Consider the following 24,021-nt stretch of genomic DNA (forward strand, 5'->3'; position numbering starts at 1 on the left):
TGTGAAGCTCAATCTTATCAATTATAACCTGTATTCTGGCTCAACTTCGTATTGATCCTTCTTTCACTGGCTGGGATGGGAAACAATACCTCATACGGACTAAACTGATAGTCGCCGGGGGTAAAGGGAATGCCGCCCCGGTCGGTAGTGGGGTTGCTCTTCTCTATCGCAGCATAAGCATTCAGAAAGGTTGCCATCGCTTCCGGTGTTTTGGTTCTCTTCAAATCAAACCACCGATGATTCTCAAAGGCTAGCTCAACCCTTCTCTCTTTCAGAACGGCCTCGCGGAATGACACTTCATCCAAGCCGCTTAATTCCTCCAGATCGGCACGATCGCGAATAATATTCACATAACCATACGCCTCTGTGCTGGGTCCTTTCTCTTCTTCATTGATCGCTTCGGCCAACATCAACAAAACATCGGCATACCGTAACACCGGCCAATTGTCGTTGGTGATGCCACGAATGGTGTGCGGATGGTTGTATTTATTTATAAACGGAACGGATACCCATTCATTTGCCTGATTCAAGTATCCCTCCTTTAACGACACCTCTTTGCGGAGGTCGCCGGGCTCATAGGCGGCAATCATATCGCGTGATGGTATATTCCATCCCGCACCATTTTGCCCGGGAAAATTGATGACCGATCCATCGGAATAGAGGGGCGCAAAAGTATAGATAAAATTACTCCCTTCTCCCTGTGTATTGTCGCCCTGAAACTGAACATCGAAAACAGACTCAGCATGATTCTTATTCTGAGGATCAAAAACATCAGCGTAATTAGGTAATAATGAATACCCCAATGACAAAACCTGGCGGAGTGTGGCGATGGCGTCACCATATTCTTTTAGGGTCAGTTGCACTTTCCCCAACAGTGTCAGGGCCGCACCTTTGCTGGCTCTTCCTTTGTTCGTTGCATTATAGCTCGCGGGCAGGGCGTTCACGGCAAAGTCAAGATCACTTCGGATCAGCTCATACACGTTATCGACTGGCTGCCGCTCAAACGCGTACGCCTCTGCGGGAGTTTGCAACGGTTCGGTGATAATGATGACTTCTCCAAAATACTGGACCAACAGAAAATAATAATACGCCCGGATGAATCGAAGCTCGCCTTCATATTGCGCTTTGAGCGTCGCATCAAATGTTGCTTCGGGAAGTTTTACCAGCGTCGTATTAATATTTACCATGGACAGATATATGCTGCTATACAGGGTGGAAATAGTGGGTGTGCCTGAATTGACCTGCCAGAACTCCAGTGCTTCGATATCGGGTCCTTGCCCGCGATCACCGGTATTAAAATGAAGTGTTGTATTATCGGTAATAAACTCGTTGTACCGCCATTGACTCAGGATGATCCCCTGAAGTTGTCCATAGACACCGTTCACGGCTTGCTGCACCTGCGCTTCGGTTTTATAGAAACCGGACGCTACCAACGTGGCCGGATCGGTCTTATTAAGAAAGTCGTCACCGCACGATAGCAGGCAAAGCACGACGAGTATACACGCTATATATTTCATATCTCTTTGGAGTTAAAATATTAATTTAGAATTTAATACTGGCACCCATGGAAAGTGTACGGGGCAATGGATAAGCCTCCTCGTCAAAGCCGGGTTGTGTGCCTTCCCGGATGTTAACCTCCGGGTTTCCTCCGGGATAGTCCGAAATCAAGGCCAGGTTTTCGGTATTGAGAAACACTCTGACGCTGCTTAACATCGCGATCTTTGAAAAGGTATATCCAATGCTGACATTCCGTACCCACATGTGGCTCGCGTCGTGAACATAGCGTGAATTGGATTCACGCTCCCATTTCCAGGTGTTTGAGGTGGGCCCTACTCCATCGCCACGGTCAGTAGCAGATCGCCACCGGTTTACCCCGGATTGCAAAACATTAAAGACGCCATCCATATTCATGGTTGTCGACTCGATGTTCCGATAGAGGTCGTAGTTTTGCGCCCCGGTAAAAAGAATGTTCATATCAAATCCCTTGAAGTCTCCGCCCAGGGTCAGACCCCAGGTAAAATCAGGGTTTGGATTACCGATCTCTACCATATCCCGGTCGTCGGCAGCATAGGATATGGCGCCATCGTTATCGTGATCCAGGTATCTGTAAACGCCCGGGATGGCGCCGTCCTGCGTAGGTGATGTAGCAATCTCTTCTTCCGTATTAAATATGCCGAGCACCTTGTAACCGGTGATCATGCCGATCGGTCTTCCCACCCGCGATACGCTCAGGCCATCATAAAAGGTGCCTTGCCAGATCGCATCGTTTCCGCCCCGGATGGCCAGAACCTTGTTACGATTAAAGGAGATATTAAAGCTGCTATGGAAATTGATCTCGTTAATCCTGGTTCGGTAGTCGAGTGCCAGCTCCAGTCCTTTGTTTTCCACTTTTCCAATATTTGAGAAAGCGTTGTTGAAGCCGGCAATAGCGGGAATCTGAACGGACAAGAGCATGTTGTCTGTCGTGCGATGATAATATTCCGCCAGAAGCGTCAGCTTATTGTCGAATAAAGACAGGTCCATCCCTATGTCTGTTTGCCTGGACTGCTCCCATCCCAGGTCGGCATTGGCAAACGATCCCAGTATTTTTCCATTCACCAGGTTATTTCCTATAACATAATTGGAGGAGACCATCGCCGCCAGGCTTGGGTAATTTCCGATGTTGTTGTTACCCGTGACGCCAAAGCTTGCGCGCAGTTTTAGATCTGTGAGCCAGGATACGTCAGGCATAAACGATTCTTCGCTGATTCGCCAGCCGACCGAGGCTGCGGGAAAGCTCCCCCATTTGCTATTGATACCAAAGCGTGAGCTTCCTTCTCTGCGAAAAGAACCGGAGAATAGATATTTATCCTTAAAAGAATAGTTCACGCGACCAAAGTAGGCCAATAAGCTCCAGCTTGCTTCGTCTGATGAAACATCGCGGGTTTTCGCCCCATCCAGGATCTGCACAATATCGTCAGCAAACGTATTTCCTGTTCCCGTTATAATTTTCTCCGTATACTCTTGCGCGGTATATCCCAGCAGGGCCTCAAAAGAATGATTACCGATTTTATGGGAGTATGTTAAAAGCTGATCGGCTGCAATGTTGTTGGATTTGAAATACTCCTCCAGCTTCGAAGCCGGCTGTGGTGGCGGCTGACTGAATCCGGTACCGGCCAGCGTAGAGGGCCTGAATTCCATCCGTTCGTTATTGACCAGGGTCGCACTAACCGACGACTTGAATTTGAAGTGTTTCAGGAATGACAGCTGCACATAACCATTCGTCAGTACGTTGGTTTGAGTAAGGTGCCTGTCCATTTCATGCAGTTCCTGAACAGGGTTGGCCGTTCCGAAAACACCATTGGTTCCGCCAATGTAAGCGTTGAAAGAACCGTCATCCTTATACACCGGATACCGGGGGTCTGCCCAGAGCGCACGGCCGATCAAACCATCGCGGTAATTCGTGCTGGCATAGCGGTCTGTGAAGTTAGCCCCGGCGATGTTCCATCCTACCGAAATAAAATCATTTATCGTTCCGTCCATGTTGGCCCGAACGTTGTAACGTTTCAGACCTGTCTTGATAATAAGACCCTCCTGATTCAAATACCCAGCTGAAATCAACGACCTGAACTTTCCGCCGCCGACAGCAGCGGACATATTGTAATTCTGAAATGCAGCATTCTTATTGGTGATCTCCTTCAACCAATTCGTAGAATACCGGGTCTCTTCCGGATTTCGAAACTCTTCAGGAATTTCTCCGGGATCCGGCTCCCGGTTTTCATTATACCGGATCCGGTCGATAAAGCTCTCCTTCTTAAATTGCGCAAACTCCACGCCGTTCATCATTTTCGTGCTCCTCGAATCAGGGAGACTCTGAATGCCCGTATTGACATCAAACGTTAAACTCACCTGGCCGCTCCTGGCCGATTTGGTAGTGATCAGAATAACGCCATTCGAGCCTCTTGCTCCGTAAATAGCCGTTGAGGCAGCATCTTTCAACACCGTAATGCTTTCAATATCCGAGGGATTCAGGCTTTGGCCGATAGCGGTTCCAACGGGAAATCCGTCCACCACATACAACGGTGCACTTCCCGCACCCAGGGAGCCAACACCACGGATGGTTACTTCCAGTTCCGCACCAGGCCTTCCCTGGGTTTGCCTGACCTGCACACCGGGAGCCTGTCCCATCAGCAAACGCCCGGCATTGGAAACAGGCGGATTACCAATAGCGCGCATGTCGATGACGGATACGGCAGAAGTAATCTCGGCCTTCCGTGAAGTACCATAACCGACAACGACGATCTCTGCGAGGGTTTTCTCGTCGACGGAAAGACTTATGTCAAGGACTGTTCTTCCGCCAACATTCACTTCCCGGGAAGCATATCCAATAGCGGAAAAAATCAGGATACTGTTTGCGTCCGGAACTTCAATGGAGTACCTGCCATCACTATCCGTCGTGGCTCCGGCGGTAGTTCCTTTAATAAGAATATTGACGCCAGGCATGGACACCGCATCGGTAGAATCGCTGACGGTTCCCGTTACGACAACCTGGGCCTGCGATGCAAAGGGAAAATAAAGCGCCGCGATAAGTAAGAAAGGTACTCCGTGCTTCCTGAGTGTAGCCAGTAAAATTTCTATTTCCATAGGTCGTTTGGTTTATCTTTTTTGATCTTGGTTGGAGCGCGTCTTAGAGGATCGGATAAAAGGGATATCAATACCGTTGCCTGCAGGGTACTTTATAATTATTAGCGATAAAACCGCTTGCCGTATAGTTTCAATCGATATAAGTATATATTTTCATGCAACCGTTATTAAATTCAATGATGTAAATTGAGCGTAACGTAACGTCACAAAACATGAATATTTTGATTATCCATTTATCCTTTTTGCTTAACGACCATGCCTGAGATCTATCGCAAATACCTGAACGAAGGGGAACATGGAACGGAGGACCAGACCGACTGGGGAATCTCCGTGCTTACCGTGGGACACAATATTCATAAGGCCAATACGCACTATCCGGATAAATCGCACCCCAATTCCTATTACTTCAATTGGGAGGAAGGCAGAACCTTAAAAGAGTTTCAATTAGTGTACATCTCCAACGGGAATGGGGTCTTTGAGTCAGAACTGTCCGGCACAACTATGGTAGAAGCTGGAACTGCGTTTCTTTTATTTCCCGGTGTCTGGCACCGCTTCAGACCATCGGAAGAAACCGGCTGGGAAGAATTTTGGGTAGGCTATCGGGGCAGCTATGTGGATTATTTAATGGGGCAACCTTGTTTTAAACCCACTGCACCTTTCATTCAGATCGGGATGAGCGCTGAGCTGATGAGTGTGTTCATCAAGCTTATCGAAACGGTAAAATACGAAGGCGTGGCATATCGCCAGTTTTCTTCGTGCCTCATTAGCCAATTACTCGCTATTGTATATGCTTCTGCCATTAACAGCGATGCACAACGTCAAAATCAGAATAAGATAATTCATCAGGCAAGATTCAGGATCCACGAAAATGTTGATAAGAATGTTAACCTGGAACAGCTCGCGAAAGAGCTCGGGGTAAGTTACCCCTGGTTCCGACGGGTCTTCAAGGAGATAATGGGGGTCTCGCCGGGGCAATACCATATTAATCTGCGCGTTGAAAAAGCCTGTACGCTACTAAAGGAAACAGATCTTACGGTCGCAGAAATTGCGTTTCATCTGGGTTTCGAATCAGAATTCTATTTTTCGCGTATTTTCAAGAAAAAGGTCGGGCTTCCGCCTAAAAAATACAAGCTCAGTATCAGGCCGAATGCAAAATAGTGCGTGTCTATCATTAGAAAAACTACCGGCAATCGTACGTATAACCACCGATCGGAAAACCCTGTTCATTATAGTCGTACGTCGGGGAGGTATTCGTATCGGCTTCGTTGCCCCGAAAAAGCGAGAAGTGTATCGTCACTGGATTATTCTCGCTCAACGAAATAATAATCGCCTGCCAATTACTATTAATGACATACCCCCAATCCTCCTGCACAAATTTCCAGTATTTCGACATAACGCTGTAAGGAGAAGGCTTATCGTCATAGGTGACGTCTATCTCCGTCTGAACATCCTGTTTATAAACAAAATAGCTTTCAGAAGGCACGTTGACGTTATACACCCCCTCGCGGAATAGTAAATATTGTTTTAAGTGGGTTACATTGTCGTTCGCATCATAGGTAAGTTCAAGTACGGTGTGATACAGTTGCCGGCTATAAATTTCCTGCACCGAGCCGCCGATCAGGTCATGGTGGTACGTTATGACGTTTAACCTTTTTTTATCGTCGTACCCAAAACTCAAGAGGGTATCCGCCGTTGAATTGTAATCTGGTCTGCCATCGCCATACTCCTGGTGCTCATCCCTAACCATCCATTCGGGTTGTCCGTCATAAAAATTTCCCGTGCCCCCTTGAAAATGATTTGTTATTTCAACCAGGTTTCCGGAGTGGGTATACGCATAGTGCGTTTTATCACGATCAACGGTTTGCGTAAACGGCCCATAGCCCGGATAACCAAACTCATATTTGCGCGTTGTCAGCTCACCGGACTGATTGTATTCAAAGGTTTGCGTCGTCCCGAAATAGCTGGGCGCGCTCGTAATGATGCACGGCGAGGTGGTTGCCGGATTAGGGGTATCATCGTCACCATTGCAGCCGTGCAGCAACACAACACCGCCGATCACCACGGCACATTTCAGAATAGACAAATGTTTGATTCTCATGTTCGGCTTTTGAGCATAAAATACGGGCTTAGATGGTACACCCGCAATTACCCTTTTGGGTAATAATGATACAGTCCTCGTTCACGCCGCCACCTTCCCGTGCCCGGAGCGCCCACCTAAAGCAAAAAAAAAGTGAACAGCACGTGCCATTCACTTCCAACTAACTCAATAACCGGACCTATCTTCAGACAATCATTTCAATATCAGCTCCAAAGCAACCCGTCTATTCTGGGCCCTGCCCGCTGCCGTACCATTAGTGGCAATGGGTTGTTCTTCGCCATAACCGACTGCTTCAATACGATCTTCCGAAACGCCTTTACTAACAAGGTATGCTTTTACGGATTCTACACGTGCCTGTGAAAGTGTCAGATTCGTGGCATTGCTTCCGCTGGCGTCTGTATGTCCACCCATCTTCAGCTTGTAGTCTTTATACTCCTCCAATATACTCACGACTTCATTAAGCATGGGAAAAGATGACGGTTTCAGAACCGCTTTTCCGTTTTCAAACGCAATGCCACGGGTAGCAAAATTCAATCTCTTTTTTACTTCTTCCTTTATCTCGGGGCAACCATTGGCGGAGCCTTCACCCTTCGATGTGGGGCATGCGTCCAGATTATCCGTTACACCATCACCATCCGTGTCGGCCGGGCAGCCAACTTCATCTACTTTAATTCCTTTCTCCGTATTGGGACATTTATCCGCAGAGTCTTGTACACCATCGCTATCGCTATCGGCACAGCCCTGGAATATATCAAGTCCAGCGAGATTAGGACATTTATCCTTCGAATCTTCTATGCCGTCGCCATCCGTATCGGGACAACCGGCAAAACGTGTGACGCCAGGCACGTCGGGACAAGTATCATCTCCGTCCGCTACGCCATCGCTGTCCTTGTCAGGACACCCGGCAAGCGCCGTTGTGCCGGCGAGCATTGGACATTTGTCGAGGTAGTCGGCCACGCCGTCGGTATCAGTATCTACGGGACATCCTTTTGAGTCTACTTTCGCCGTGGTGGGGGTATCGGCGCATTTATCCTTGCGATCCGCTACGCCGTCATTGTCGACGTCCAGCGGCTTACGGAGGTTAAATATAAGCCCCGCGCTGTGCTGCAGGTACAAGTCATTTCCGCCACGGTCAACGCCGTCCCAGGCGTCGTAGAGCGGTGCATTTATAGTGTTGGCCACTTCGAGGCCCACCCGGTCGTTGAACTGAAACAGAATACCGACACCTGCGGCGACGTTAGCCTTTATTTCGCCGTCGGTAATGGGCGATGAGCTTGACTCCATAAATTGTTTGGAATCGATATACGTACCTCCGATGCCCGCCACCAGAAATGGCGCAATAGCGGCCTCTTCTTTTAGCAGATAGCCGTTATTCAGTTTGTATTTCAATTTCAGATTGACCGTGTAGAAATCCGCATCCACACCAACCGTTGCTAAATCATTTTGATGACGCACCTGATTGAACGAAACCTTCTCCACTAAATTGAACGAAGGGTTGAGGTATTGTTGTAACGATACGGCACCACCTACCTGTTTGTAGTTAAAATCATAAAAATGATGTTGATTGTCATTTAGGTCGCCATCATATTCAGACATGGTGACGTGGAACCCTATAGCGCCGCTTTGCGCTCGCGCGTGATGGCAGGTGATGAATAAGATCACACTGCCGATCAGTAGTAATTTTTTTCTCATATGTTGTTTGTTTATCCTAGTGATGACGCGTTCTCATCGCTCAGGGCTTGCGGGCCTACTCCGCATCAATCCGCTTAGAACTCTCGTCATTACAAAGATTGCAACTATGCCCGGGAAAACGATTATACAATGATAGTGGATTGTTATATGAATCACGTTTCGTATACCATCCATCTGTAAACTATGCAAATCGCGCCAATCGTTCTATAACTGACACAACCAGTACGTACTCTACTTTAGCATATTGCGCGGCATACAAAACTTTGAATCACCATTCTTGTCCCGGCCACCAATTTTACTATAGCAATTCAGCAACAATTTCACGATTCACGACTATGAACAAAGAAGAAATTGAAAGGGGCGACCGCTTTATGCTGGCCGATGCAGTGGAGTACGCCACCGATTCCATTACCTCCCGACCAATTCTCAAAAAGCTGTCCGGAACGATTGTTGCAACTGCTTTCGACGCCGGCAAGAACCTACTGGAAAGAACCTCGCCGTTTGACACGTTGATCCAGATAACCGAGGGTACCGCACAAGTTTTCATTGAGTCCAGAGCCATCACGTTGAAGGTCGGCGAAGCGATAGTCATTCCCGCCCATATGCGTAGCTCCATGGCGGCGATCGCACGCTTTAAAATGGTTGTAACAACTATCAAGAGCGGATATGAAGACGTCTCCTGATATGGGGAGCCTTACAAAATATTGGGGTTGGAATGATTTTTACGTGAACGAACGATAAACAAGATCGGGCTGTTGTAATAGACAGGTAGCATAGAAACCCCACTGGAATGACTTATTCTTTTGACAAAACACAAAGCCAATTTTTCAGCGTATTGCGAAAACGCGTAGATGACTATTTTACTGAAAACAAAATTCATCCTACTGGGAACAAGATGTTGTTGATCAAAAGCGCATTGCTGCTTTTTACAGCGGTGACGCTGTATGGTACGCTAGTATTTTTTACACCTGTCGCCTGGGTGGCAATCGTTCTTTGTGTTCTGCTGGGATTGAACCTCGCGCTGATAGGATTCAACGTGATGCACGATGGCGGACACCAAAGTTTCTCAAGACATCGCTGGGTTAATATCCTTGCAGCTCATTTCCTCAATGCCCTGGGTGGCAATGCCTATTTCTGGCAGGTAAAGCACAATGTCAATCATCATACGTTCACGAATGTCGAGGGAATGGATTCGGATATAGATGTCAAGCCGTTTATGCGCATGCATGACGGTCAGCCCCTACGTTCGTACCACCGTCTACAGCATATTTACTGGATATTTCTATATGGCATTTCTTATCTGGCGTGGGTATTCTACGAAGACTTTCAAAAATATTTCGATGGCCGGATCTCGCCAAACTCGCCTCGAAAAAGATTACCAGTAGGGCAGCATGTTATCTTCTGGGCAACAAAGGTGCTTTATGTGCTATTCTATATAGCATTTCCAATTTTCTGGTTAGGTTGGCTGCCGTGGCTGATAGGTTTTTTAGTCATAACGTTTGTTTGTGGCGCCGGTATCAGCATCGTGTTTCAGCTGGCGCATGTTGTTAAAGGAACTCAGTTTTTCTCTGCCGGGGCAGAAGGCCAGCGGTACGATTGGGCTGTCCATCAGGTACGTTCAACTGCTAATTTTGCTACCGGCAACAGGTTTCTCTACTGGATACTGGGAGGGCTTAATTTCCAGGTGGAGCATCACCTTTTTCCGCGCATCAGTCATGTTCATTACCCGGTCATCGCCGGTTATGTGAGGCAAACCTGCCTCGAATACGGCATTGCTTATCAGGAGTACAAGACTATGTGGTCGGCATTCGTCTCCCACATCACCCACTTGTATAGCCTGGGGCGACCTGCAGTGCAATAGTGCACCCTGTAGAAATATTGGTAACGTGCATAAATTTATATCATGAAATTGTACATCAAGTACATGGTCAGCTTGCGTTGTAAGTTGGTGGTAAAGGAGGAGTTGAAGCGGCTCGGACTGCACGAGGTGGCCGTCGACCTTGGTGTAGTAGAGATTTCAGAAGATATCACAGACCAACAACGGCTGGAATTACGAGAACGACTGCTAAAAACCGGACTGGAGTTGCTTGACGATACTAAAACCCTTTTGATCGAGCGCATAAAAAACGTAATCATCGAATTAATCCATTATTCCGACGGGCAGCTTACTGTAAATAACTACCCGGAGTACCTGGGCGAGAAACTTCAATGTGATTACACGTATTTATCCACTATTTTCTCGGAGATCAAAGGCATTACTATCCAGCAATTCGTTATTTTACATAAGATCGAGCGCGTAAAAGAGCTACTTTTGTACGACAAACTGAACCTGACCGAAATATCCTACAGGCTAAATTATAGCAGCGTAGCGCATTTATCGAACCAGTTTAAAAGCGTCACCGGCCTTACACCATCGTACTTTAAGAAGATGGAAAAGGCCAGGAGCAGCAATCTTGAAAAGGCCAATCTCTACCCTGCCCGGCCTGAAAAAAAGCAAAAATAAAGTCGCCGGCCTGGTCGCCCAATATTAGCCCGGGAACGTATAGGAATACTGTAATGAACCCTGTCTATAAGCACCCCCGGAACATTCCGGCGGGTGCTTTTTTACTATTGCCTACAGTCCCATGTTGACAGCTTGTTCTACCTCCGCGCGAAGAGAACTCTCGTCATGTGATTTTACTATAAAGGTTTTCGCGCCGTTCTTCAGTGCTTCTTCACGCTTCTCCAAAGATGAGCTCAGCACGGCCACGGGAACATTTTTAATCAACGGATATTTGGCTTTTTCTTTTAAGAAGTCCAGACCATCCATGATAGGCATATAATAGTTCACGAAAATAATAGAAGGAAGCACCGGCATGAAACGAAGCTTTTCAATGGCCTCTCTGCCATTAACGGCAACATCGGATAGCCAAACGTCATCAATGTTCCGGAGGGCAGCCATGAAAAACTCCAGATCGTCCTGATCATCTTCTATGAGAAAAATGTTCCGTACTTTTGGCATAGGAGTAGTATACCGTTAAAAAGGCACTACAAAGATATAGGCTAATATAGCCCACGCGGTTACAGCCGGACGGGAGATCATTACATAGTTCACGCACGGACCAACGCTACAAATTTTCCAGATTTTGTTGTCGCGTGTGTGTCACTTTCTTAAAATAAGAAGGCGTAATACCGGTAACTTTCTTAAATTGGCTGGATAAATGTGCCACGCTGCTATAATGCATCTGATAAGAAATCTCTGTCAGGTTCATTTCATCATATAATAACAACTCTTTCACCCGTTCAACTTTATTAAGAATGATAAACTGCTGAATGGTCACACCATTAACCGCTGAAAATACATTCGAAAGGTATGTGTAGTCATATTGCAACTTTTCGCTAATGTAATCTGAATAATTTTGTAGTGGCAGCTCTTTAGAGTAGTGGATCAATTCGGTAATCACGTTTTTGATCCGTTCCACCAGTATGCTTTTGGGATCCTCCAGCAACTCCAGGCCCGACGTCAGTAGATTGTTGCCCAGCCTTGACCGTTGATCTTCTGTAATATCGCCTACTACCTCCGCTACACCCAGGTCGACCACCACGTCACGAATCCCCAGCCGCCTCAGCTCTGCCATCACAATTAGCTTGCATCGGGGACTGACCATATATTTGATATATAATTTCATACGCAATGTTATGTTCTTCCTACCCAACAGTAAATTGATCTGCGTGCTACAATGAGGTAAATAATGATGCCCGTCAATTGCACAAAATATATGCGTGAAATATGTAACAGTTATCCATTCCGCTGTAATATCTATTCCAACAAATCCGTGCATATTACGACAACAATCGCCCCGTTATGAATGACCACGTGAACGCTCATCAGAAGTTGGAGATTGGTACATTTAGTGCTGCTGAATTTCCGGCGCTTGCGCGGGAATTAGCCGGAATAAAAGCACGGATGAGCAATATATCCTGTGTAGACAAGGCCGTAATGATAAGTTCCTTTGCCCGGCACCATCAGATTCAGGCCAGTTTGGTTCACCTAAATCCGGAAGTTGCAAAGATTATTTCCTCAAAAGGCGCTTGTCACCAGCTGGAGGCCGTTTATGCTGATTACAAGGAACAAACTGACTTTGTGTTGTCGCTTGACCAATACCTGGTGACACACTTTAACAAATAAACGAGATTATGAATACGTCCAGTAAAGACAACATCTACCCGGTCGGCACCTTCGTCACAGCCAAGATTAATCCCAGCCTGCCGCTGGTGATCCATCAGTACTATCAGCGTATTTACTACTGCGCCGTAGTAAATGACCCGGCGCATAAACAGTTCGCGTACTTTGAGCGCGAGCTTACCCAGTCTTAAATTACGGCCGTGAACGTCATGCCAGGCTCAATTTGCCCTGGCAACCGGTACCCGCGCAGGAACTATAAAAAGATCGGCCTAAAGCAGGCCGATCGTTGTTATCTCAGTTCTATTAACCCAAATAGGATTTTAATTTCCCACTTTTGGCTGTATGTCTTAATCTTCTGGTTGCCGATTCTTTTATCTGTCGTACACGCTCGCGCGTGATATTAAATTTATCGCCGATCTCTTCCAGGGTTAGAGATTCTCTACGGTTCAATCCGAAATACAAACTAATCACTTCTGCTTCCCGTGTAGTCAGCGTCGCCAGTGATCGCTGTACTTCCTGAATAAGCGACTCCGCCATCATCGCCGATTCGGGATTCGATTCGTTCACATCCGAAAGGACATCGAGCAAACTACCCTCCTCGCCCTGGAAAAACGGCGCGTCGACCGATACCTGGCGACCCGCTATTCTTAAGCTATCTGTAATTTCATCGGTGGTGACACCGATAGTCTCGGCCACTTCCTCTGTGGAGGGTTCACGCTGAAATTTCTGCTCAAGATGGGCAAAAGTTTGGGATATTTTCGTGAGTGAACTAATACGGTTTAATGGCAATCTTACGATTCGTGACTGTTCCGCAAGTGCCTGCATAATGGATTGGCGAATCCACCAGACTGCGTAGGAGATAAACTTGAATCCCCTTTTTTCATCAAACCTGCCTGCCGCCTTGATCAGACCAAGATTACCTTCGTTGATAAGATCCCCCAGCGAGAGTCCATTGTTTTGGTATTGTTTAGCCACGGACACCACAAAGCGAAGATTTGCTTTGGTCAGTTTTTCCAACGCCGCCTGGTCACCCTCTCTTATTCTCTTGGCAAGCTCCACCTCAACCTCAGCCGTAATCAGATCTACTTTCCCTATTTCTTGTAAATATTTATCCAGAGATTGACTCTCCCGGTTTGTAATCTGTTTACTGATCTTAAGTTGTCGCATGTAAATTGATTTGATGAATAATACGTAGACAGCCTTGATTCGGCAACCTGCTTATCAAGGTGAATTAAGGAAAAACAAAAAATTCTGGGGAGAATAAATTGATTGAAAATCCAGTTTCGTTTGAAAGATAGTCATTATAAGTGAGAAACTTACTAATATTCTCAATAAGGGTTGCCCATCGAAACGAATAACACATCTTGAGTTTGGTTATGGCAATGGAAATTTGTATCTTGAGAGACTATTAATAAAGGCACGAGTACATCCTACCATGTCAACACGCTCTTAGCACGCTGGAGACGTTCGCAATCCGGTTACCCCCGGGCACTCTTTTATTTTCCATTTATTATAATCTACTAAATCCACTTCCATCTATGCTTGTTGTCAACAAGGTCATTTCCGTGTTCAAAAAATTCTCCTGGTTCAAAAGGTTCAATGCTAAAGTGACGTATGAAGTCCTGGCAAAATATATTCCTGCTGCCGACTGGCATTTTATGAATTATGGCTACATCCCCGATACCAAAGAAACTGAAATCAACATCGCTCCTTTTGAAGTAAAAGACCAGCAGCACTCCGCCAATATGTACCATTACCTTGCCTGTAAAGCTACTTTGACTGGAAAAACAGTTTTAGAGATCGGTAGCGGTCGGGGCGGTGGCGCCCGATATACCGCCGGCAACTTCAATCCAGTTCGGTACGTCGGACTTGATATTGCCAAAAATGCAGTTCATTTGGCGCGCAAACTTCACATACTCCCGAACCTGTCATTTGTACAAGGTAGTGGCGAGTCATTGGCCGTAGAGAACAACTCCATTGATGTTGTCATGAACGTCGAGTCCTGCCACGGCTATGGCAATGTGAAAACCTTTTTAAGCGAAGTTCTCCGAACACTCAAGCCGGGTGGACACCTTCTGCTGGTTGATTTCAGAAACTCGGTGGAGAATATGGATTTATTTAAGCAAGAATTAAAAGACTCGGGGTTGACCCTATTAAGTGCGGAGAACATCAGCGCCAACGTGGTTGCCGCCATTGAATCAGACGATGGATCTAAGAGAGCCAAAATTGAGTCACTTGTGCCTCGCCGATACCAGAAGTTATTTTGTGACTTTGCAGGTGTGGTGGGATCAAGATTCTATACCACGTTAAAAGATGGAACAAGACCGTACTACAGGTTTGTTTTGGTAAAGCCATCCTGATCGTGAGCTTTTTTAAACACCACCATCTAATCGATATCCCATTGTTTGTCTTTGGAACCTGCCGCGTTCAACGCGGTTCCCAGGCACAAGAACCATCTATTGCCGGATCAGTTTATAGGTTTGCTGAACTTGCCACGGTCCACCGTCGACCTGTTCAATAAGCGAAATGGCGTCAAATCGTATGACCTTCGGTAATTCATAGGAACGGATCTCCTCAAAGATCGCATCGTTACAGGTTGAATTTCGCGGGTGCATGAGCGTAATATGTGGTTCCATTTCCCGTGGATTATTTGTTATATCCTGCAATAGTATTTGTCGCACACGATGAAACTCTTCGCGGCCCGCGACGGCCGGAAGCAATACACCCTTCCCCCCTTCTGAAGGTGCTATATCACCGAACCTGATCGTAAGCGGTGGTTGCTGGAGCGTAGTGAGTTTTTGCAAAACCTGATCGAGCGATGTAAGCTCGTCTTCACGGCAGAGTGTGACGTGGCTGTCTATTATTGCCCGCTGCGCGGGGTTATAGTGACTACGAATCGATTCGATAACAGTCGCATCGGGATGAGGCACAAACATGGTAAGCTGTCGGCGAATCGATGGAAGCATATATGCGTAAGATTACATCCACAAGATAGGACATCGGCAGCAAACCATCGTATGCAGCCTGTTTACCGGCGCCCGTCATGGAAAAGACAGGCGCCGATACTCATTACCGAGCTTCTGCAACTTTCTCCCACGGCCTGAGCACATCGGCCGGCGTGCGAAAGGAGATGTTAAACCGGTTATACGTATTGGTGGTCGTGATCGTCAGCGTGAGGTCGATCAATTCCTCTTCCGAGAAGTGGTTGGTGGCCGTTTCATATACCTCATCAGGAACGTGTCCGTCGCGGATATTGGTCACGGCTTCGGCCCAGGCCAGCGCGGCGCGCTCGCGTTCCGTGTAAAAAGGAGCCTCACGCCAGGCGTTCAGAACGTACAGCCGTTGTTCAGTTTCGCCGCTGGCGCGCAACATCGCGGTGTCGGCATTCAGGCAGAAGGCGCAGCCGTTTAGTTGCGATACACGGAAGTTCACCAGCTGCAGTAGCGACGGCTCTACCGTGGACTTTGACAGGTAGCCGGAGAGGTTGAATAACAGTTTGACGACGTTGGGGCTTTTCTGATAGAAATTTGTTCTTTGTTTCATGGTATTATGAGATTATATACATCACCATAATGACCCGACATGGTGGAATTGGACATTGCTGTTGCTTTTTTCTCGCCATACACCGCCCGTACCTGACAGCCCGTATTAAACAAGCTACCCGCCTGCCTATGCTTGTGCGGGAAATCACAATAATTTTTTACGTTAACAGTCACTTTGCGATGGAATTCTGTATTCACGACCGGTTTTTACTCGATGCGCTATGGACATTGGAATTGTCGGTCTGATCATTATTCTTATAACCATTATCGTCTCGTACAAAGGGTTAAAAGACGATCATTTCTTTACTACCTATGCCTTCAATACCAGCCATATTCTCGTCCAGAAGGACTATAAAGGCTTGGTAACATCGGGCTTCCTGCACGGCAGCTGGAAACACCTGCTGTTTAACATGTTTTCGCTTTATTCGTTTTCAAGTCTTGAATATGCTGTCGGCCCTGTAGATTTCCTGCTGCTCTACATGACCAGTCTCATCGGTGGAAACCTGCTGTCGCTTTATATGAACCGCCTCAATAGCCAATATACCGCCGTGGGGGCGTCGGGGGCTGTTTGCGGTATAATCTTCGCTTCCGTTGCCTATGACCCGGGCATCGAACTGGGACTGATCATGGTTCCGGGGGTATCTATTCCAGGGTGGCTTTTTGGACTGATCTATGTAGTTATCACAATCTACGGTATCGGTGCCAAGAACGACAACGTCGGCCACGAGGCCCATCTCGGTGGAGCAATAACCGGTGAATTGTTGTTGATCGGTCTCTACCCTGAAAAGATGTTCAACAACACCCTGCCGATTTTGCTAACGCTGGTTCCTGCACTCATTTTTTTATTCCTGGTCCACCGACGACCAGCCTATGTCGTAACCGGAAGCTTTGTACACCGCAACTTCGGCGAAACGAAAGACGACCTTTACAACCGTCAGAAGCGGCAACGGCAAGCCGAGCTTGATAGTATCTTGGAGAAAATACACACCTCTGGTTTTGACAGCCTTACTATAAAAGAAAAAAACCGACTGGATAAGCTCTCCCGCTAACATCACCACAAACCCTTTTTCTCTATCTCCGTCGTGAAAACCATACTCACCCTGGGTTCGGCAAAGCCATGAAAACGACAGATAAGAAGAACAGAAACGGCTTGCAAGATCTGTGCAACAAAATCACATCCTTCATTAAGCCCTAATCGAAACCGCCCTTGGACGAATGTTCTCTGGGCCACCATCTTGGCCGTACAAGTATTGAAGGGCGGGGGGAAAGTATCTGCGCAATAAGTTAAGGTGAATGGTAACAATGACATGTTAAAAAAACCTACTCACGAGGCGCTCCTATGCGAACTGACGTCATGTTCAGCGATCCGGCAACGAGCGCATCGTTGAAAAAACTGACATCGTCGTCCTTCTCCTGGAGCGCTAATGTATAGAGCAGCGGCAAGTAATGTTCTGGCGTTGGAATGGATAAATCAAAAGCCTTACCCTGTTTACGGAATTGCACAAGTGAGGTATGATCACCCTCGAGGATAAACTGCTTCATCTTCGCATTTGCCTCCTGGGCCCAGTCATATCCATAGCCAGGCACATCCATTTTGTCCCACGCTACCATGCGCAGGTTGTGCACCATGTTGCCGCTACCGAGGATCAGCACCCCTTTGCGGCGCAGTGCCGTCAGCTCTTTGGCCAGGGCATAGTGGTACTCCGCCGGTTTGCTGTAGTCCAGGCTAAGCTGGATCACGGGCACGTCGGCTGCCGGATACAGGTGCTTCAGCACGCTCCAGGCGCCGTGGTCGAGGCCCCACTGCTGGTCCAGGCCGACCGTTGTTTGGGTAATAGTTTTCTGTGTTTCAACGGCCAGTGCGGGACTGCCGGGCGCAGGGTACTGCACGTCAAAGAGTGCCTGCGGAAACCCACCGAAGTCGTGGATCGTCTGGGGTTTGTCCATGGCAGTAACAAATGTGCCTCGGGTCTCCCAGTGCGCCGACACACATACAATCGCGCGCGGGCGGGGCAATGTGCGGGCGATGTTCCGGAAGCCCTGTACAAATGTATTTTCTTCAATGGCATTCATGGGCGAACCGTGGCCCAGGAATGCGACCGGCATTTTTTCCGTGGGACCGAAGTTTTCGGTCAGCGTGTGTAGTACATTCGTTTTCATTGCTGCGCCCGTCAGGGGCCATAAAGCCAGCGTTCGTAAAAAGTCTTTTCTGTCCATACCCAATAGGTTTGTACAACCCCCCGGCACATAGGCCAGGCGGGTACTCAAAGGTCGTAGAAAACAATGGGTGGCAGGTACAGGTTTTCGGAAGTTCTGTTGCACTTTCCGGAAAGGACGCCCTGACATCAGGCCATCAGCCGGCGCATATCCTCCCGAAAGTCGGTCGGCGTCTGGCCCGCCTTTTTCTTAAAGGCACGTGTAAAGTAGGCCTTGTCGTTGTAGCCCAATTCAAATCCGATTTCGGCCACGGTCTTGTCGGTGGTGACCAACAAGTTCTTGGCTTCGATCAGCTTACGGGTTTCGATGATCTCCGAAATGCTTTGCTGTAAGATCTGCTGACAGATAAGGTTAAGATTGCGCGCGCTCATAAATAACTTCTCTGCATAGAAGTTCACGCCTTCGGGTCGGCGAAAGTTCTCTTCCAGGATAGCCAGGAAGTTTCGAAAGGTTTGACTGTGACTGGTTTGCCATTGCACTTCTTCCGGCAACTGCTTCCGCCGCTCGGACTCGATCATGGTAAACAACGTGCTGAGCAACTGGCGCACTACGGCCAGGTCGGGCGACGGCCGGGTCATCTCTCCTACCATCATTTCGCACAAGGTTACCAGCCGCGCGAAGCAGTGATCGCGCGTGAAGCACAGGTTGGCATTGTCATGGTAGAATGAATAAAGCTGAAAGATCGTCTCGGGTATAAATTCGCTGCGAAAGCGTATTACCCACATCGTGCACGCACCGTTCTGCAACCCCGGCACCACACGGTGTATCTTGCCTTTGGTAACAAAACTCACGAAGGGTGCTTCCATGATCTTTTCGTGGAAATCGATAAAGTGCTTCAGCGTGCCTTCCGCACCAACCAGTAGCTCTTCGTAATCGTGCCCATGAGGCTCGTTGCGTGAAGCCTCTATATGACTGATCTCCGACGGGTTGAATTTGTATATTTTAAAGAGGTCTGTCACAGCCGGTTCATATCTACTTATGCTAATTATTGTCCCAACACCTGCGTCAGGTCGATCATCCCACCTATTTGCGCCGAATTATTGGTCACTCCCAATTTCACCGCGATAATCGTAGCCATGCGGTGAATGGTCTCGTGCAGCCGAATGGCCATCTGGTTGCCTTCCAGCGCCGCCACGACCTCTGCCGGCGAAATCCGTACCTTCTGGTATGAGCTGACCTGCTGTTGCCAGCCTTCGGTGGTTTTCGTGTGGAGCAAATCGGTCACGCGCACGGTCTCGGGTTCGTAGTCGAGCACGCATGTCAGTATGCGGGTGTCGTCGCTTTTGACGGGAATGAAGCGGCTGTCGCCGGTAAGCGGCGTGGTGTAGTCGCGAAAGGAAAGCATGAGCAGGCCGCCGGGAACGAGCATAGAGCAGGCACTTTGAAGTAGCGTGGTGATGTCGTCGCAGCTGTCGAGGTGTGTGAGGGTGTCGCCCCAGCAAATGATCAGCTCGGGCTGCAAGTGGGCAAAGCGGTGTACCTGGCGAAGATCCTCTTTTACGATCCCGACTGTAAGACCCTGTGTGTTGTGCGCAAGTGCCTGTAACAGTTGATCGTTAAAATCAATGGCCGTTACAGCAAAACCCTGCCGCGCCAACGACACCGCTTGCAGTCCGTGGCCGGCGCCCAAATCCAGGGCGATACCCGTTGAGACGGGCACGATCTGGTGGTCGACCAGAAAATCCTGGAACGCTTGCTGGCGGCCGGCAAAGTCGCCGACCATCCAGGCGTAAAAATTCCCGAGATGATTGTCGTAATGCTCGCGTACGGTCATGAAGCCAAGATACGGAATGTCGCCGGGAACGCGCAAGGGCGCTGCCTCTGACATGCCGGAGGGTTCCGGATCAGTCCGGGGGGCGGCACTTAACCGTTACGAGGTGCCCCGGTTTCTGCTACGATCTTCGACAGCCGTTCTCGTTCCACCGAGAGAATCGACTTGCCAGGGATTTCCACATTGTAGACAGTCTTGGAACGATTCACAACTTTCAACGCGATAACGTCAGTCTTGCCATCCAGCAGGTAGTGCTGGCCAAGTTCAATTTCGAAATTCATGTACGATTAAGGATGCTGAGTGAATAAGTTAAACGAGGGTAGTCTTTTAAAAGGCGAGCGTCTTGCTGTTAGTATACTGTATCATTGTCGGAGACGTGTGCGCTGCGACGAACGGTCTGGGTTTTGTCGTAAGGCTTGCAATAATACGGGAATCGGTTCAAAAAAATCAAGTCCCGGCCAGGATTTTGTTGGAACACAAAAAAAAGGAGGACCATGTGGATGGCCCTCCTACCCCAAACCTAAACAACCTAAGTCAATTTCTTTACCAGCGTACAATGCGGTGACTATTTGTTCCAACGGTTAACGACCTCGGCGAACACTGGTTCGGTTCCCGAGTTGAAGCGCCCCCGAATTCTTAGAGGGCGGTTTGTCGAATTGTCGTTTTGGCCGTTGCCATCGTATACAAAATCAAAGCGCATAACACCTGTCTTCTTATCGTGATCGTAGCGGGTGATCTTCAGATCACTCGAATAGTTTCGTCCGTAGTACTCGGCATACAGATAGAGCTGCATGGTAGCCGACAGTGCCTTGCTAAACTCAAATACCAGATAGACCGGCACAAGCATTTCTTGTTGCGTGCCACGGTGCTGAATGGCTACATCCAGCTGCAGGTATGGCGCGTGCGCTTCATTGCTCAGACGGCGGTTTAATTTCAGAGAGTCGCCCCCTATCCATACATTCGGGCGGTAGGCATATTGAAACGTTTCCGAAAACGGTGTACCATCAACACCTATACCTTCAATAACACCTTCAAAGTAGCCCGACGTAGGGTTATCTTGTAGATGTTCAGTTCGCTGCTGCCCGACGGGGCCATCATCGCCAGAGCAAGATGCTACTGATAGCAGCAGACATGTAAAAAATGTATGACTGGCCCCCTGAAAAATCCGACATGTACGTGTCATATCCGGAGGGGTTTTTTCTTTACACACTACAAAGGTAGCATGTCAAAGATGCCGCATACATCTGTATATCTACGTAATATATACGTAGATTTCCTATGTACCTGTATTATCAGGGTGGTAATCGTTATAACGACTATTCTGTGAATTTCTTTCCACACAACAGTATATAAACAAAGCCGGGCCGATCGAGGGACGAGCAGCCCATCATCAACTATACGCAGACAGCGACTACGTTGTAACCGCGGGTAGCTGTATTCTGCCTCGGAAAGACGGCACTTTTCGAGAAGCGGCACCCATTCCCTGAAAACTGGATATTGAAACCCACAAATAAAACAGGCACCCGGTGCCCGTTCGGATGGAACGTTACCGGCATGCCTGCTTACCCTCAACCTAATTCTCTATTCGATCAGTCGCGCACCACTTTGAAGACTTTTGTTGTGCCGTCTGTGTGCGCCAGCGTAACAATATAAATTCCTTTGTGGAAGCTTGCTATGCTAAAGCTATACTCCTTGCTCTTCACGTTTTTCACTTCGTTGATCACCTTTCCTTCTGCTGACAACACTTTTAGTGTGCGGATGGTCTTCGCGCTCTGGATCTTGACAATGTCCGTTGCCGGATTGGGAGAAAGTGTGGCCGTATCATTGGCGCTTTCAGTTAATGCGCCTGTAACGGTACCGGGTGTCAGGCGAAAGATAGCAGCATCACTCGCCGGCATTTCACGTAAAAGATTGGAACCCTGCAAACTTGTTACCTTACCGGTAAAGAGCTCTTTTACGACATACTCACCCGGCGCAATGCCCAGACGGCTCAGGCTCAGGTCGTATGTTTTCTTATCCTTATAATTGACGATCGCCACATACTGGCTCGATCCGATAGTCTGTACAAATACCTCGCTCGCGCTCTGCTCAGCATTTCCCTCCACCGGTGTAAACGCCACGCCGTTCCGGGCGATGGCAAGCAAGTCCTCGTTTTGCAGCAGCAGACGCGCCGTCGACGTCCAGGCGCCGGAAGTCGAATAATCATCGCCGGTAATAAGTGATCCCGTAATCAGCCCCGAGGTGAATCGCGCCCGATTCACACCGATGGCTTCGTTTTTAAACACGAGGTGGTCGGCATCGATGTAATTATATACATGGGTCTGCCACCAGCCATAGGTTGTGCTGTTAAGCGTATATTCCGTCGCATTCATGTCGGAATATGCATCACAGGCAATCCGACGCATGTGTCCATAGCGCCCGGTGGCCAGGTTTGGCGAAATCGCCACGTATACCAGCATCTTGCTATCGAGTCGATCGATCAAGTACTCCATCCCTTTGCGGAAGGCCTGCATACCGGTCTTGATCGTTGGATCATAATAGCTATCGGCTTCGACTGCTGCGTGACCGATAAAATCTATCTTGATCATCGTAAAACCACATTCTTTAAATTTATTGATCACCAATTCAATACGCTTTTTCGTAGCCGGGTGCGTGGGGTCCATGGCACGCGTACCGTCCAGATCGTGGTAGGCGCCATTTGCCTTCGTCCAGACCTGGCTATAGGTGTACTGACCACCGGTACCTTCTACTCCCGCACCACCATTCTTGCCCCAGTCGACAAACGGTGCCCAGTAGACACCGGGTTGCAGGCCCTTTTCCTTACAGTAATTGGCAAAGATCTTTAGCTGGCTGAAGTCGCCCGCCAGACCTCCGCTGGCAAGCATATCCCAATACGAATCGAGATCAATATAGGCTGTGCCTCCACTGCGATACGCCGGCACGCTGGACGCAAAGAAATTCGCCACAGCCTTGCCTTTATCGAGGTTAATATTGGTCTGAATGGCACCCCAGCTGTTCCAGCCAAAAGGCGTGGGTTTATCCCAGTTAAAAATATACCGAGGCTCAGCCAACACATTGGCTTTACCGTACTCGTCCAGGCCTTTGCGCCAATCGGTAAACAGCCCGACGAAAATCTTCGGCGATTTTACCTCCGTGCCGCTCAGCATACCATGCGCACGCACGTCGCGGGTAACGCCCACCTCCGTATAACCACCCCACACGGCAAACTCTTTCAGTTGACCACCCGTGCCGACAGTTCTCACACCGGTCTTCCACGTCATGTGTTCAACGGACCCCGTCACCAGGCCGGTGCGGCCAATGTTGTCGTAATACGCCGTCACTTCCGAGCTCGTGTTGGTAACTTCTTTCGACAGCGAGAAGGACTGGTAGCGAATAAACGTATCGTTGTCAAAAGGCACCTTCAATACACGGTTGTCGCCGGTAGCGCCCAACGCCACGTTGGACGACACAAGCGGGGCCATGTAGTTGCTGCTGACCGAAGCCCCGCGCAGGTATACTTCCGTGAGAAAATATTCCTTCCCCGTATAGGCATAAAAAATCTGCTGCAGATCGGGCAGGCCGCTGCCGGAAAGGCTTACCACCAGTTTACGCCCTGTGCCAAACGCGTCGCTGATATCGCTCTGCTCGGCATTCCGGTTGGTATAGTCCGTGCTGCTGATTTCAGCAGCACCGTTGTGCACCACGGCCCGGGCGTCGGTTATAAAGGCACGGTCGCCGGCAAAGACCGTGACCTGGCCGGTTTGCAGGTTATAGACAATCCTGCCGTCAGTACCAAACGGCAGCGTTTCCTGTGCCGCGAGCAATCCGGGCAAGGCAAGCGCAAAAAGAAAAAGTATATACTTCATGTGGTCGTAAATGATTCAAACGTCTGAAAATAGAAAAAGCGATGCCT

General features: G+C 48.4%; 23 protein-coding genes. 8 read left to right on the top strand and 15 right to left on the bottom strand.

Annotated elements, in window-relative coordinates; all coding sequences use genetic code 11:
* Nucleotides 1–17 precede the first annotated feature (17 nt).
* Both K7P01_RS27050 and K7P01_RS27055 read right to left on the bottom strand, forming a co-directional pair.
* The gene (locus K7P01_RS27050) at nt 18–1,517 is read right to left on the bottom strand and encodes a RagB/SusD family nutrient uptake outer membrane protein (protein ID WP_267297724.1); all 1,500 of its coding nucleotides are present in this window, start codon (nt 1,515–1,517) and stop codon (nt 18–20) included.
* Nucleotides 1,518–1,542: 25 nt separating this feature from the next.
* Nucleotides 1,543–4,623, bottom strand: a complete 3,081-nt coding sequence (locus tag K7P01_RS27055) for a SusC/RagA family TonB-linked outer membrane protein (RefSeq protein ID WP_267297725.1) — start codon at nt 4,621–4,623, stop codon at nt 1,543–1,545.
* A gap of 255 nt (nt 4,624–4,878) precedes the next feature.
* On the opposite strand from K7P01_RS27055, the gene K7P01_RS27060 reads away from it, so the two are divergent.
* The gene (locus K7P01_RS27060; protein ID WP_267297726.1) at nt 4,879–5,781 is read left to right on the top strand and encodes an AraC family transcriptional regulator; all 903 of its coding nucleotides are present in this window, start codon (nt 4,879–4,881) and stop codon (nt 5,779–5,781) included.
* 22 nt (nt 5,782–5,803) lie between these two features.
* Here K7P01_RS27060 and K7P01_RS27065 read toward each other — a convergent pair whose 3' ends face one another.
* Both K7P01_RS27065 and K7P01_RS27070 read right to left on the bottom strand, forming a co-directional pair.
* On the bottom strand, nt 5,804–6,721 hold the full coding sequence (locus K7P01_RS27065) for a hypothetical protein (RefSeq protein WP_267297727.1): 918 nt from the start codon (nt 6,719–6,721) through the stop codon (nt 5,804–5,806).
* Between the two features lie 192 nt (nt 6,722–6,913).
* The gene (locus K7P01_RS27070) at nt 6,914–8,413 is read right to left on the bottom strand and encodes an OmpA family protein (protein ID WP_267297728.1); all 1,500 of its coding nucleotides are present in this window, start codon (nt 8,411–8,413) and stop codon (nt 6,914–6,916) included.
* 335 nt (nt 8,414–8,748) lie between these two features.
* Here K7P01_RS27070 and K7P01_RS27075 point away from each other — a divergent pair, with 335 nt between their 5' ends.
* The 3 genes from K7P01_RS27075 to K7P01_RS27085 all read left to right on the top strand — a co-directional run bounded on the left by K7P01_RS27075 (nt 8,749) and on the right by K7P01_RS27085 (nt 10,916).
* Complete coding sequence (locus tag K7P01_RS27075) at nt 8,749–9,096, top strand: cupin domain-containing protein (protein WP_267297729.1); 348 nt, start codon at nt 8,749–8,751, stop codon at nt 9,094–9,096.
* Nucleotides 9,097–9,203: 107 nt separating this feature from the next.
* Nucleotides 9,204–10,274 carry a fatty acid desaturase family protein gene (locus K7P01_RS27080; RefSeq protein ID WP_267297730.1) on the top strand — a complete coding sequence of 357 codons (1,071 nt, stop codon included), beginning with the start codon at nt 9,204–9,206 and terminating at the stop codon, nt 10,272–10,274.
* Nucleotides 10,275–10,316: 42 nt separating this feature from the next.
* Entirely contained in the window at nt 10,317–10,916 is a 600-nt protein-coding gene (locus tag K7P01_RS27085) for a helix-turn-helix domain-containing protein (RefSeq protein ID WP_267297731.1), read from the top strand.
* A gap of 111 nt (nt 10,917–11,027) precedes the next feature.
* Here the strand turns inward: K7P01_RS27085 and K7P01_RS27090 are convergent, their stop codons facing one another.
* Nucleotides 11,028–11,414 (bottom strand): response regulator, encoded by a 387-nt coding sequence (locus K7P01_RS27090; RefSeq protein WP_267297732.1) that lies wholly within the window; start codon nt 11,412–11,414, stop codon nt 11,028–11,030.
* 106 nt (nt 11,415–11,520) lie between these two features.
* On the bottom strand, nt 11,521–12,081 hold the full coding sequence (locus tag K7P01_RS27095; RefSeq protein WP_267297733.1) for a helix-turn-helix domain-containing protein: 561 nt from the start codon (nt 12,079–12,081) through the stop codon (nt 11,521–11,523).
* A 176-nt stretch (nt 12,082–12,257) separates the two neighbouring features.
* Between K7P01_RS27095 and K7P01_RS27100 the strand changes: the two genes are divergently transcribed.
* Entirely contained in the window at nt 12,258–12,581 is a 324-nt protein-coding gene (locus tag K7P01_RS27100) for a hypothetical protein (protein WP_267297734.1), read from the top strand.
* 8 nt (nt 12,582–12,589) lie between these two features.
* Nucleotides 12,590–12,769 carry a hypothetical protein gene (locus K7P01_RS27105; protein ID WP_267297735.1) on the top strand — a complete coding sequence of 60 codons (180 nt, stop codon included), beginning with the start codon at nt 12,590–12,592 and terminating at the stop codon, nt 12,767–12,769.
* 112 nt (nt 12,770–12,881) lie between these two features.
* On the opposite strand, the gene K7P01_RS27110 is transcribed toward K7P01_RS27105, so the two are convergent.
* A complete protein-coding gene (locus tag K7P01_RS27110) occupies nt 12,882–13,745 on the bottom strand; it encodes a sigma-70 family RNA polymerase sigma factor (RefSeq protein WP_267297736.1) in 864 nt (287 codons plus the stop codon).
* 371 nt (nt 13,746–14,116) lie between these two features.
* On the opposite strand from K7P01_RS27110, the gene K7P01_RS27115 reads away from it, so the two are divergent.
* A complete protein-coding gene (locus tag K7P01_RS27115) occupies nt 14,117–14,938 on the top strand; it encodes a class I SAM-dependent methyltransferase (protein ID WP_267297737.1) in 822 nt (273 codons plus the stop codon).
* Between the two features lie 96 nt (nt 14,939–15,034).
* Here K7P01_RS27115 and K7P01_RS27120 read toward each other — a convergent pair whose 3' ends face one another.
* Together K7P01_RS27120 and K7P01_RS27125 are read right to left on the bottom strand one after the other, a co-directional pair.
* The gene (locus K7P01_RS27120; RefSeq protein ID WP_267297738.1) at nt 15,035–15,544 is read right to left on the bottom strand and encodes a 2'-5' RNA ligase family protein; all 510 of its coding nucleotides are present in this window, start codon (nt 15,542–15,544) and stop codon (nt 15,035–15,037) included.
* A 103-nt stretch (nt 15,545–15,647) separates the two neighbouring features.
* The gene (locus K7P01_RS27125) at nt 15,648–16,121 is read right to left on the bottom strand and encodes a carboxymuconolactone decarboxylase family protein (RefSeq protein WP_267297739.1); all 474 of its coding nucleotides are present in this window, start codon (nt 16,119–16,121) and stop codon (nt 15,648–15,650) included.
* Nucleotides 16,122–16,341: 220 nt separating this feature from the next.
* Here K7P01_RS27125 and K7P01_RS27130 point away from each other — a divergent pair, with 220 nt between their 5' ends.
* The gene (locus tag K7P01_RS27130; RefSeq protein ID WP_267297740.1) at nt 16,342–17,169 is read left to right on the top strand and encodes a rhomboid family intramembrane serine protease; all 828 of its coding nucleotides are present in this window, start codon (nt 16,342–16,344) and stop codon (nt 17,167–17,169) included.
* A gap of 271 nt (nt 17,170–17,440) precedes the next feature.
* Here K7P01_RS27130 and ygiD read toward each other — a convergent pair whose 3' ends face one another.
* The 6 genes from ygiD to K7P01_RS27160 form a co-directional block, all read right to left on the bottom strand.
* Nucleotides 17,441–18,280 carry a 4,5-DOPA-extradiol-dioxygenase gene (gene ygiD, locus K7P01_RS27135; RefSeq protein WP_450091444.1) on the bottom strand — a complete coding sequence of 280 codons (840 nt, stop codon included), beginning with the start codon at nt 18,278–18,280 and terminating at the stop codon, nt 17,441–17,443.
* A gap of 185 nt (nt 18,281–18,465) precedes the next feature.
* Nucleotides 18,466–19,296 (bottom strand): helix-turn-helix transcriptional regulator, encoded by an 831-nt coding sequence (locus K7P01_RS27140; RefSeq protein ID WP_267297742.1) that lies wholly within the window; start codon nt 19,294–19,296, stop codon nt 18,466–18,468.
* Between the two features lie 26 nt (nt 19,297–19,322).
* Nucleotides 19,323–20,165, bottom strand: coding sequence for a class I SAM-dependent methyltransferase (locus K7P01_RS27145; RefSeq protein ID WP_267297743.1), 843 nt, complete (start codon nt 20,163–20,165; stop codon nt 19,323–19,325).
* A gap of 35 nt (nt 20,166–20,200) precedes the next feature.
* Nucleotides 20,201–20,389: a hypothetical protein gene (locus K7P01_RS27150; protein ID WP_267297744.1), complete on the bottom strand. Its 189-nt coding sequence runs from the start codon at nt 20,387–20,389 to the stop codon at nt 20,201–20,203.
* 284 nt (nt 20,390–20,673) lie between these two features.
* Nucleotides 20,674–21,291: a hypothetical protein gene (locus tag K7P01_RS27155; protein WP_267297745.1), complete on the bottom strand. Its 618-nt coding sequence runs from the start codon at nt 21,289–21,291 to the stop codon at nt 20,674–20,676.
* Nucleotides 21,292–21,697: 406 nt separating this feature from the next.
* Nucleotides 21,698–23,974: a T9SS type A sorting domain-containing protein gene (locus K7P01_RS27160; protein WP_267297746.1), complete on the bottom strand. Its 2,277-nt coding sequence runs from the start codon at nt 23,972–23,974 to the stop codon at nt 21,698–21,700.
* Between the last annotated feature and the right edge of the window lie 47 nt (nt 23,975–24,021).

The organism is Parachryseolinea silvisoli, assembly GCF_021190955.1.
Taxonomy (GTDB): domain Bacteria; phylum Bacteroidota; class Bacteroidia; order Cytophagales; family Cyclobacteriaceae; genus Ohtaekwangia; species Ohtaekwangia silvisoli.

Coding starts and splice junctions, on each gene's coding strand:
- K7P01_RS27050 (WP_267297724.1), bottom strand. CDS start 1,517: ATGAAATATATAGCGTGTATACTCGTCGTGCTTTGCCTGCTATCGTGC.
- K7P01_RS27055 (WP_267297725.1), bottom strand. CDS start 4,623: ATGGAAATAGAAATTTTACTGGCTACACTCAGGAAGCACGGAGTACCT.
- K7P01_RS27060 (WP_267297726.1), top strand. CDS start 4,879: ATGCCTGAGATCTATCGCAAATACCTGAACGAAGGGGAACATGGAACG.
- K7P01_RS27065 (WP_267297727.1), bottom strand. CDS start 6,721: ATGAGAATCAAACATTTGTCTATTCTGAAATGTGCCGTGGTGATCGGC.
- K7P01_RS27070 (WP_267297728.1), bottom strand. CDS start 8,413: ATGAGAAAAAAATTACTACTGATCGGCAGTGTGATCTTATTCATCACC.
- K7P01_RS27075 (WP_267297729.1), top strand. CDS start 8,749: ATGAACAAAGAAGAAATTGAAAGGGGCGACCGCTTTATGCTGGCCGAT.
- K7P01_RS27080 (WP_267297730.1), top strand. CDS start 9,204: ATGACTTATTCTTTTGACAAAACACAAAGCCAATTTTTCAGCGTATTG.
- K7P01_RS27085 (WP_267297731.1), top strand. CDS start 10,317: ATGAAATTGTACATCAAGTACATGGTCAGCTTGCGTTGTAAGTTGGTG.
- K7P01_RS27090 (WP_267297732.1), bottom strand. CDS start 11,414: ATGCCAAAAGTACGGAACATTTTTCTCATAGAAGATGATCAGGACGAT.
- K7P01_RS27095 (WP_267297733.1), bottom strand. CDS start 12,081: ATGAAATTATATATCAAATATATGGTCAGTCCCCGATGCAAGCTAATT.
- K7P01_RS27100 (WP_267297734.1), top strand. CDS start 12,258: ATGAATGACCACGTGAACGCTCATCAGAAGTTGGAGATTGGTACATTT.
- K7P01_RS27105 (WP_267297735.1), top strand. CDS start 12,590: ATGAATACGTCCAGTAAAGACAACATCTACCCGGTCGGCACCTTCGTC.
- K7P01_RS27110 (WP_267297736.1), bottom strand. CDS start 13,745: ATGCGACAACTTAAGATCAGTAAACAGATTACAAACCGGGAGAGTCAA.
- K7P01_RS27115 (WP_267297737.1), top strand. CDS start 14,117: ATGCTTGTTGTCAACAAGGTCATTTCCGTGTTCAAAAAATTCTCCTGG.
- K7P01_RS27120 (WP_267297738.1), bottom strand. CDS start 15,544: ATGCTTCCATCGATTCGCCGACAGCTTACCATGTTTGTGCCTCATCCC.
- K7P01_RS27125 (WP_267297739.1), bottom strand. CDS start 16,121: ATGAAACAAAGAACAAATTTCTATCAGAAAAGCCCCAACGTCGTCAAA.
- K7P01_RS27130 (WP_267297740.1), top strand. CDS start 16,342: ATGGACATTGGAATTGTCGGTCTGATCATTATTCTTATAACCATTATC.
- ygiD (WP_450091444.1), bottom strand. CDS start 18,280: ATGAAAACGAATGTACTACACACGCTGACCGAAAACTTCGGTCCCACG.
- K7P01_RS27145 (WP_267297743.1), bottom strand. CDS start 20,165: ATGTCAGAGGCAGCGCCCTTGCGCGTTCCCGGCGACATTCCGTATCTT.
- K7P01_RS27150 (WP_267297744.1), bottom strand. CDS start 20,389: ATGAATTTCGAAATTGAACTTGGCCAGCACTACCTGCTGGATGGCAAG.
- K7P01_RS27155 (WP_267297745.1), bottom strand. CDS start 21,291: ATGACACGTACATGTCGGATTTTTCAGGGGGCCAGTCATACATTTTTT.
- K7P01_RS27160 (WP_267297746.1), bottom strand. CDS start 23,974: ATGAAGTATATACTTTTTCTTTTTGCGCTTGCCTTGCCCGGATTGCTC.